Annotated in this window: 7 protein-coding genes; 4 read left to right on the top strand and 3 right to left on the bottom strand. The window is 41.3% G+C overall.

The window, feature by feature from the left end; all coding sequences use genetic code 11:
* From H6G14_RS31950 to glgA, 3 genes are all read left to right on the top strand, one after another.
* Positions 1 to 99 (top strand): transposase (locus H6G14_RS31950; protein WP_190566753.1); only part of this gene is annotated, 99 nt, incomplete at its 5' end.
* Between the two features lie 247 nt (positions 100 to 346).
* The gene (gene hemC, locus H6G14_RS31945) at positions 347 to 1,318 is read left to right on the top strand and encodes a hydroxymethylbilane synthase (RefSeq protein WP_190572870.1); all 972 of its coding nucleotides are present in this window, start codon (positions 347 to 349) and stop codon (positions 1,316 to 1,318) included.
* A 120-nt stretch (positions 1,319 to 1,438) separates the two neighbouring features.
* Positions 1,439 to 2,857, top strand: coding sequence for a glycogen synthase GlgA (gene glgA, locus H6G14_RS31940; RefSeq protein WP_190572868.1), 1,419 nt, complete (start codon positions 1,439 to 1,441; stop codon positions 2,855 to 2,857).
* A 78-nt stretch (positions 2,858 to 2,935) separates the two neighbouring features.
* Here glgA and acsF read toward each other — a convergent pair whose 3' ends face one another.
* The 3 genes from acsF to H6G14_RS31925 all read right to left on the bottom strand — a co-directional run bounded on the left by acsF (position 2,936) and on the right by H6G14_RS31925 (position 5,792).
* Complete coding sequence (gene acsF, locus H6G14_RS31935; protein ID WP_190572866.1) at positions 2,936 to 4,012, bottom strand: magnesium-protoporphyrin IX monomethyl ester (oxidative) cyclase; 1,077 nt, start codon at positions 4,010 to 4,012, stop codon at positions 2,936 to 2,938.
* Between the two features lie 204 nt (positions 4,013 to 4,216).
* Positions 4,217 to 4,861 (bottom strand): CAP domain-containing protein, encoded by a 645-nt coding sequence (locus H6G14_RS31930; protein ID WP_190572864.1) that lies wholly within the window; start codon positions 4,859 to 4,861, stop codon positions 4,217 to 4,219.
* A 229-nt stretch (positions 4,862 to 5,090) separates the two neighbouring features.
* Positions 5,091 to 5,792, bottom strand: coding sequence for a CAP domain-containing protein (locus tag H6G14_RS31925; protein ID WP_190572862.1), 702 nt, complete (start codon positions 5,790 to 5,792; stop codon positions 5,091 to 5,093).
* 443 nt (positions 5,793 to 6,235) lie between these two features.
* Here H6G14_RS31925 and H6G14_RS31920 point away from each other — a divergent pair, with 443 nt between their 5' ends.
* On the top strand, positions 6,236 to 9,820 hold the full coding sequence (locus H6G14_RS31920) for a response regulator (protein WP_190572860.1): 3,585 nt from the start codon (positions 6,236 to 6,238) through the stop codon (positions 9,818 to 9,820).
* Positions 9,821 to 9,923 lie beyond the last annotated feature (103 nt).

The raw sequence follows: 9,923 nt of genomic DNA, 5'->3' as shown, positions 1-9,923 counted from the left end.
TACTTTTGGACTGGTGCGTATTTTGTGGCTAGTTGTGGTGGTGTCACGGTTGAGCAATTAAAGAATTACGTTGAGAGCCAAGAACAACCAAAACAATGATTCGCTGCTCTCAATTTTTATGTTGGTCGCAATTCATCATCCCGTTAAGTCTTGCGACTGTAACGGGAGTCCTCTTGCTCCATTAAGATAGAAATAGGAAAATGTTGAGTAATTCTAAATAATGTAAAAGAGTGTAAAGAAAGGCCAAAATAAACTTAATTTGCATCAGGGGAAACCAATCAGGGAGTCACCCACTGCGGTAGTCTAGATGAGAGTGAAATTATCGCCTGGTTTGACATATTGTTTTATGACTTCAGTTGTTTCCAGTGCTAGACGCACAATCCGTATAGGTTCTCGTAAAAGTCAACTCGCTCTAGTTCAGACATACTGGGTTAGAGAGCAATTACAAAACAGTTTCCCTGATATCAATTTTGAAGTCCACACCATGTCTACCCAAGGCGACAAAATCCTTGATGTAGCATTAGCCAAAATCGGCGATAAAGGACTATTCACCAAAGAACTGGAAGTGGGAATGCTCAATGAGGAGATCGATTTTGCTGTTCATTCCCTCAAAGATTTGCCGACTAACTTACCAGAAGGGTTAGCACTAGCCGCCATTACAGAACGGGAAAACCCCGCCGATGCGCTAGTAGTGCATGAAAATTTTAAGGATAAGCAAATTGATACCTTACCAGCCGGCGCGGTAATTGGGACATCATCTTTGCGACGCTTGGCGCAGTTACGCAACCAATTTCCCCACTTGACATTTAAAGATGTACGGGGAAATTTGAATACACGGTTAGCTAAACTTGATGCAGGCGAGTATGACGGTCTAATTTTAGCGGCTGCCGGGTTACAACGCTTAGGTATGGGCGATCGCGTCCACCAAATCCTCCCCAAAGAAATCTCTCTCCACGCCGTCGGACAAGGCGCTCTAGGGATTGAATGCCGTGCTGATGATGCGGAATTAATCACCGTACTCAAAGCCATTGAACACCCCGAAACACGCGATCGCTGTCTGGCTGAACGCTCCTTTTTACGCAGTTTAGAGGGCGGTTGTCAAGTACCAATTGGTGTAAATACAGAAATCAATGGTGATGAATTAATCCTCACAGGTGTGGTTGCCAGTGTAGACGGTCAAAACCTAGTGAAAGACACCGTTTCGGGTAATGCTAGTGATGCCGAAGCGATCGGTATAAAATTAGCAGAACTCCTCCGGGAACAAGGAGCGCAAGAGATTTTAAATACAATCTTTGCAGAGATCCAACGTGGTTCTTAATCGATTGGTCAACTATATATGTTTAGATAAGTAATCAGTAGTCAGTGAACAGTGAACAATTAAGAACTGATAGCTGATACTGATAACTGTATAGGCAGAATCAGGGAAACAAAAAATACCATGCGGATTCTATTTGTGGCAGCAGAAGCAGCACCCATTGCAAAAGTAGGAGGGATGGGTGATGTTGTCGGTGCATTACCTAAGGTCTTGAGAAAAATGGGGCATGATGTACGTATCTTCTTGCCCTATTACGGCTTTTTGCCAGACAAAATGGAAATTCCCAAAGATCCAATCTGGAAGGGATACGCCATGTTTCAGGACTTTACAGTTCACGAAGCAGTTCTGCCTGGTACTGATGTTCCCTTGTATTTATTTGGGCATCCAGCCTTCAACCCCCGGCGGATTTATTCGGGAGATGATGAAGACTGGCGGTTCACCTTGTTTTCCAATGGTGCGGCGGAATTTTGTTGGAATTACTGGAAACCAGAAATTATTCACTGTCACGATTGGCACACAGGCATGATTCCTGTGTGGATGAACCAATCACCAGATATCACCACAGTCTTCACTATCCACAACCTAGCTTACCAAGGGCCTTGGCGTTGGTATCTAGATAAAATTACTTGGTGTCCTTGGTATATGCAGGGACACAACACAATGGCGGCGGCTGTCCAGTTTGCCGACAGGGTAAATACCGTTTCTCCTACATACGCCGAGCAAATCAAGACCCCAGCTTACGGTGAAAAAATAGAAGGTTTGCTGTCCTTCATCAGTGGTAAATTATCTGGGATTGTTAACGGTATTGATACGGAAGTTTACGACCCAGCTAATGATAAATATATTGCTCAAACTTTTACTGCCGATACTTTAGATAAACGCAAAGCCAACAAAATTGCTTTACAAGAAGAAGTAGGGTTAGAAGTTAACAGCAATGCCTTTTTAATTGGCATGGTGACAAGGTTAGTCGAGCAAAAGGGACTAGATTTAGTCATCCAAATGCTCGATCGCTTTATGGCTTATACTGATGCTCAGTTCGTCTTGTTGGGAACAGGCGATCGCTACTACGAAACCCAAATGTGGCAATTAGCCTCCCGCTACCCCGGACGTATGGCGACCTATCTCCTATACAATGATGCCCTATCCCGCCGCATCTACGCCGGTTCTGATGCCTTTTTAATGCCCAGTCGCTTTGAACCATGCGGTATTAGTCAAATGATGGCTTTACGCTACGGTTCCATTCCCATCGTCCGCCGCACTGGGGGTTTAGTTGACACCGTATCCCACCACGACCCCGTAAACGAAGCAGGTACAGGCTACTGCTTCGACCGCTACGAACCCCTAGACTTATTTACCTGCATGATTCGCGCCTGGGAAGGCTTCCGCTACAAACCCCAATGGCAAGAACTACAAAAGCGCGGTATGAGTCAAGACTTCAGTTGGTACAAATCCGCTAAGGAGTACGACAAACTCTATCGCTCAATGTACGGTTTGCCAGACCCAGAAGAGACACAGCCGGAGTTAATTCTGGCAAATCAGTAGTTTTGGGGGTGTGAGGGTGTAAGGGTGTAAGGGTTTTTAACTCTTACACCCCTAAACCCCTAAACCCCTAAACCCCTCTTAAAGAACCGTCCCCCGTGTTGCTTCCGTATCAATTGGTTTGATTAGGAAAAGCCGCAGCATATTCCAGAAAATCGCCGTGGCTGGTGGTATTCTCTGGAAGAATTTGACGAAATTGGGCAGTTTGTTATTTTTAATTGCTGCTAATTTCATGTTATTTTCCCAACACTGTTCCAAGCGCCAGAAAAATAGCGGGTGATTAGTGTTCAAGATGAGAGGGAATGCTCTGGCTGAGGTGTTATTGGTCTCTTGAATGACTCTGTTGTTGTATTTTCTGGGATGAATCCCAATGGATTCGTAAAATGATGCCCGTTCAAATACAGTCATGGTATGAGTAACAAACACAGTCAATAGAAAGAACCGCACCCACAACCTTGCTTTCCAATTTTTCCATAGTTGAGGTTGCGATCGCAACAGTGCCTTAAAGAAATCACCATGTCGGTTTTCATCCTGACACCAGCTTTCAAATTTACGGAATAGTGGATAAAACTGGTATTCAGGATGCTCCTGCATATGTTGATGTACCAAAATATAGCGCCAGTAACCAATTTTTTCCGATAGGTAGACTGTGTAAATCACCCACTCTGGCGGAAAAAAGGTATATGTACGATTTTTGGTTAAATAATTTAAATCTAGGGAAAGTTTTAAATCCGACATGGATTTATTCAAAAATCCCGCATGGCGAGCCTCATCCCGCGCCATAAATTCAAAAGCTTCCGCTAACAGAGGATTACGGGACTTAATGCGGCGTGATAATTCCTTGAATAACAGAAATCCCGAAAACTCTGAGGTGCAAGAACGCTCCAAAAAGTCAATAAAGGCGCGGCGCTTCTCCCCAGTAATATGATCCCAAGATTGTTTAAATTCCTCATCACGCACAAAGTGATGGCGGTTGTAGTCAGCACGTAATTCTTCAACAATTGCGCGAATCTCAGTCTCATTGGCAGAAATATCTAAATTCGCCACTGCATCGAAGTCAGTAGTATAAAACCGAGGTGTTAGTAATGTTTCCTGCACAGGTGCTTTAACACCTGGTTTCAGCGTTTGAGGCTCTGGAGTTGTCAGCGAATTAACCATGAGACTCCTTTATATAGCTAAATATCTCTACAGTTATATAAGCATATAATAAATGCCAAACGCATCAGTTTAATTTTTGAAAACAAAAGCAACATTAAATAGTAGGGAAGCAAAAATTAAGCTAGTGCGCGTCTAAATAGCGTAGCTACTAATCAGAGTTGTTGACTGTTGACTGTTAATAGATGGATTGTGCAACGGAATAGCTTATTGGTCTGTATAACCGCCTGCATAGGTAATCACACACATTTGTCTGTAACTGGCGTGAATCCCAAAGGCTACACCTGTAATTTTAAACATAGGGTTAAATATATTGGTGCGATGACCGCGCGACGGTACGCCATCATCAATAATTAACTGCATGATAATATCTTGGGCGGTGTTGGAACCGTAGCTAATGTTTTCGCCTGCGGTGACTAGCCAATTACCATAGCGGTTTAGTCTAGTGAAAGGATCGCTGCGATCGCTGCCATAATGTCCTGTAGCACCTGTTTTTCCTTGATCTTTGACGTGATCTTTTGCAGCCAAAGACATCCCCACAGATATGCTTAATGCTCCCACAGGATGGGCTGATTTGAGAAAAGCGATCGCCTCATCTACGGCTTTTACCCCTTCCTGAGTTTGCAAATAAATGTAATCAGCCAACTTAACTTTGTTCCCCTGAAAGCGCTGGCGGTAACTTTGCAAAATTGGTAAGTATGCTTGGGGATTTGTCCGTACTTTATTCATCTCCTCTACCACTCGTTGTTCTAGGGGTGAGAGAGTAGATTTTGGTGGTGAGATTTCCCAGCTTTTTTGTGATGCTTCGGGAACAGACTTCCAAAATTGCAGTTTATTCTTCAGTGATTTCATAACTAGGGAGCTAATCAACAAGATATATAGCGATTCTCGTTGGTATGCAATACATTGTGACCTCTCTCCAAACCTCTCTCCTTGTAGGAGAGAGGCTTTGATTCTCACTCCCCTTCCCTACAAGGGAAGGGGTTGGGGGTTAGGTCTGTATTTGACTCAACTGCAAATCGCTATATTTAGCTCCACAATATGAGTGAAATTTTTCGCAAAGTCTCTAGTTTCTATTCCCTTATTTTTCCAAAAACCCACCTGCATAAGTAATCACACATATTGTCCTATAAACTTTGTGATTACCATAAGCAACACCCGCGACCTTAAAAGCACCGTTAAAAATGTTAGTACGATGACCGCGTGATGGTACGCCATCATCAATAATCAATTGCATAACGATATCTTGAGCAGTATTGGGGCCATAACTGATATTCTCCGCCGCCGTGGTTTGCCATTTTCCATAGCGATTAATACGAGTGAAGGGGGTACTACCATCGCTACCATTATGACCAGTGACACCTTTTGGGCCTTGGTCTTTCGTATGGTCTCTAGCACCTAAAGACATTCCCTTAGATGCTTTTAATTTTCCCACAGGACGGGCTGACTTGAGAAAAGCGATCGCCTCGTTTACCGCCTTGACTCCTTCTTGGGTAACAAGATAGGTATTACCAGAAATTCTCACCCGATTACCTTGGAAACGTTTTTTATAATTTTCTATGATAGGTAGATATGATCGAGGATTTGTCCGCACTTTGTTCATTTCTTCAATCACCTGCTGTTCTAATGGTGAAAGATAACTTGCTGCTAACAAAGTTGGACTATCTGTTTGGACTATGGGCAAAGTAGATGGTGTCAAAAAGGGATTATAGGTTAACGCTGGGTAAGCAACAATGGTTACTAAGCTAGTTAAAATAGATATGCAAAACTGCTGATGAAGCATCAATTACCTCAAAATTTTATACTTTGGTATTTAATTGACAAATGATGAACAACAAGTGTTTATAGAAGGTTTTGATGCTTGCACTGCATAAAAACGCTGGAACTACAATTTTGTTTGTAGCATTTCTGACCATCAAGCGTAAATGTTAATTTTACTTAACCTATAATTTTCCAGCTTTTAAGCTATTCTGCTTTTAAGTTGTACAATCCATCGTGAGGCTGTTAACTGTTAACAGTCAACGGTCAACAGTTAACAGCCCTTATTAGTAGTTATATAATTTAGCCGCGCATTAGCTTAATTAAAAAAATCGTGTTGTATAATCTGCGATTAATAATCAATACTTTTAGTCAACCTTTTCGGTATATCTTATTTATTAGGTAGTTGCGTGAACTGCGGATATTAATTAATAACAGCAACCTTAGCTTGAAAATAATCCTGTAATAATGTTTAACAGTCTCAAAATTGGTTCTAAAATCGGAGCGGGATTTGCTATTAGCATCACCATTCTGAGTACAATAGGTTTTGTTTCTTATCAAAGTATTCAAGAACTAATTGTTGCTTCCCATAAAGAACGACATACTTACCAAGTACTCAGGCAAATTGCCGACCTTAATGGTCTGTTGTCCACAGCAGAAAGTGGGCAACGGGGTTACATTATTACTGGGGAAGCGCGCTATTTAGAACCTTATCAAAAAGCCACAAAATCTTTAGAAATAAGAATTAAAGAACTGCAAAAGTTAACATTAGATAATCCTCAGCAACATGGCTATATTTCCAGATTAGAGCCACTAATTAATGAAAGAATATCTGTGATGCAAATCGTGCTTGATTTGCGACAAAATCAAGGTTTTGAAGCTGCTCAAAAATCTATACTATCAGATAGGGGCAGAGCGATAATGGCAGAAATTAGGAACATCAGCCAGCAGATGAATGCTGAAGAATTGAAATTATTAGAACAGCGAACAGCAATGGCACAAAATGCTGCCAACAATACTCTTGCCACTATCACTTATAGCATTCCACTTGTCTCTTTCATCCTCGCGTTAATTGGGTATTTATTGACTAGACATATCTCCTTTCCATTACAGCAAATTTCTCATGCAGCAGAGAGAATGTCTAGTGGAGACTTAGCCGTTACTTTACCAAATAGTATCCGCCAAGATGAGATTGGTATCCTAACACGTACATTTAACCAAATGGTGGCTAACCTACGCATTACAACCCAAAAAAATGAGGAGCAAAATTGGCTCAAGTCTAATTTAGCTGAATTTACTCAGTTATTGCAAGGACAGCGCAATCTCGAAAGTGTGTCTAGTTTAATTTTGTCAAAACTAACGCCACTAGTAGAATCTCAGCAAAGTGTATTTTATGTGATTGATAGAACTCATGATGAGGTTACACTCAAATTAATCGGTAGCTACGCTTATAATGAGCGCCGAAATTTAGCTAATCTGGTGCGGTTGGGTGAGGGATTAGTAGGACAATGCGCCTTAGAAAAACAAAGGATTCTTTTAACTGAAGTCCCCAGCGATTATATCCGCATTAGTTCCGGCTTGGGAGCAGCTTTACCACTAAATATTATTGTATTACCAGTGCTGTTTGAAACAGAAGTAATCGCTGTGATTGAAATTGCTTCTTTTCGTCGTTTCAGTGAATTGCATTTGACATTTATCGACCAATTTAGCGAAGTCATTGGTGTATTCTTAAATAGTATCTATGCTAGCGCCCAAACGCAAAATCTCTTAGATGAATCTGTGGCTTTAGCCGCAGAACTGAAACAAAGCAATCAACTTCTAGAACAGCAAACACAGGATTTAGAAAATTCGGAATTACTATTAAAACAGCAGCAACAGGAGTTGCAACAATCGAATGAAGAGTTACAGCAACTGAATGAAGAACTAGAAGAGAAAGCAGAATTATTGGAAATTCAAAATAGTGAAGTTGCTCGCAAGAATCAGGAGATTGAAAAAGCGAGAAAATTCATCGAAGAAAAGGCAGAGCAATTAGCTTTGTCTTCCAAATATAAATCAGAGTTCCTAGCAAATATGTCCCACGAGTTACGGACACCCCTTAATAGTCTGTTAATTCTAGCTAAACTCCTAGCAGATAATTCAAGTGGTAACTTAAGTAATAAACAGGTGGAATATAGCCGAACAATTTACTCGGCGGGGACTGATCTTTTAGAGTTAATTAATGATATTTTAGATTTAGCAAAAATTGAATCTGGTACTTTATCGGTAGAACTAGAGCCGATAGATTTTGCTGATTTGCATGGTTATATAGAACGAACTTTCCGGCAAGTCGCCCAAGATAAAGGCCTCAGTTTTAGTATTGAACTTGATGAGCGATTGCCGTCAACAATATTAACCGACCCTAAACGTTTACAACAAATTCTGAAAAATCTCTTAGCTAATGCCTTTAAGTTTACCGAGCAAGGAGGGGTCACTTTCAAAATTGACTTAGACCAAATTAATACCGATTATCCTATGATTACTTTTGCTATTAGTGATACAGGTATTGGTATTCCCCAGGAGAAACAACAAATTATTTTTGAAGCGTTTCAGCAAGTAGATGGTACAACCAGCCGCAAGTATGGAGGAACAGGTTTAGGTTTATCCATCAGCCGTGAACTAACTCAAATGTTGGGTGGTAGGCTCGGATTAGTCAGTCAGCCAGGACAGGGAAGTACTTTTACCCTATATTTACCTCAAACTTATCCAGAAAATAAAACAACAGTAATTCCACAACAGCAGACATCACCTGCATACCAGCTACCGCCAGCATCTCCAGAAAATTTACAACCCATTGCTCTTGCTAATAGCATCACCGATGATCGAGGGATAATTCAACAAGGCGATCGCCTGTTACTCATCATAGACGATGACGATAAATTTGCTCGGATTTTACTAGATATGGCAAGGCAACAAGGCTTTAAAGCTATTGTTTCTTTAAACAGCAAACAAGGTTTAGCCTTAGCACAACAATATCAACCCAATGCCATCACTCTAGATATTTATATGCCGGATATGGATGGATGGACGCTGTTAGACCGACTCAAACATGATCCTCAAACCAGACATATTCCTGTGCATATACTTTCTGTTGATGACCGAGAGCAAAGAGCGTTACAGTTAGGGGCGATTACTTTTTTACAAAAACCAGTCTCTCCAGAAATACTAAATCACACATTAACAGAAATCAAAAGCTTTATTGATCGCAAGGTAAAACGTCTTTTAGTGATAGAAGATGACTCTGTACAAGCCCAAAGTATTATCGAACTTATTGGGAATGGTGATGTTCAGAGTATAGCTGTGAATACGGGAGCCGCAGCCTTAGACATTTTACGATCGCAGCACATTGATTGTATAGTTCTGGATCTTGGTTTACCTGATATGAGTGGCTTACAACTGCTAGAGCAAATCAAACAAGAGCCTAATCTCGTGAAATTACCAATTATTGTGTACACAGGCAAAGAAATCAGCCGTCAAGAAGAAACGCAACTTAGAAGACTAGCAGAGAGTATCATTATTAAAAATGTGCGATCGCCTGAACGGTTACTAGACGAAACTTCCCTATTTTTGCATCGAGTACAAGCAAATTTACCCCAGCCGCAACGCCAAATACTCGAACAATTACACCAAACTGACCCAATTTTAGCAAATCGCAAAGTCTTAATTATCGATGATGACCTGCGAAATATCTTCGCCATCACCAGCTTGTTAGAAAGCTATCAAATGCAGGTCTTATTTGCCGAAAATGGCAGAGATGGTATAGAACTACTACAAGCCAACCCTGATATTAACGCCGTGTTAATGGATGTGATGATGCCAGAAATGGACGGTTACGAAACCACCCGGAGTATCCGTCAAAAAAAGCAATTCCGCACCTTACCCATTATTGCTTTAACCGCCAAAGCCATGCCAGGCGATCGGGAAAAGTGCATTGAAGCTGGTGCTTCCGATTACATCACTAAACCCGTAGACACAGAACAATTACTCTCATTACTAAGAGTTTGGCTGTATCGTTGACATCTCCCCTTGCTAGAAGCAGAGGGGATTCTAAACTGATGTTGCTACGGCGACTAGAAGTCGCACTTCGCAACGTTTACGATATGATTTATTTAATCGCGTA

Origin of the sequence: Nostoc parmelioides FACHB-3921 (assembly GCF_014696625.1) — a bacterium.
In the GTDB taxonomy this organism is placed as follows: domain Bacteria; phylum Cyanobacteriota; class Cyanobacteriia; order Cyanobacteriales; family Nostocaceae; genus Trichormus; species Trichormus parmelioides.
The sequence above is the reverse complement of the archived record's forward strand: the minus strand, read 5'-3'. Positions and strand labels throughout refer to the sequence as shown.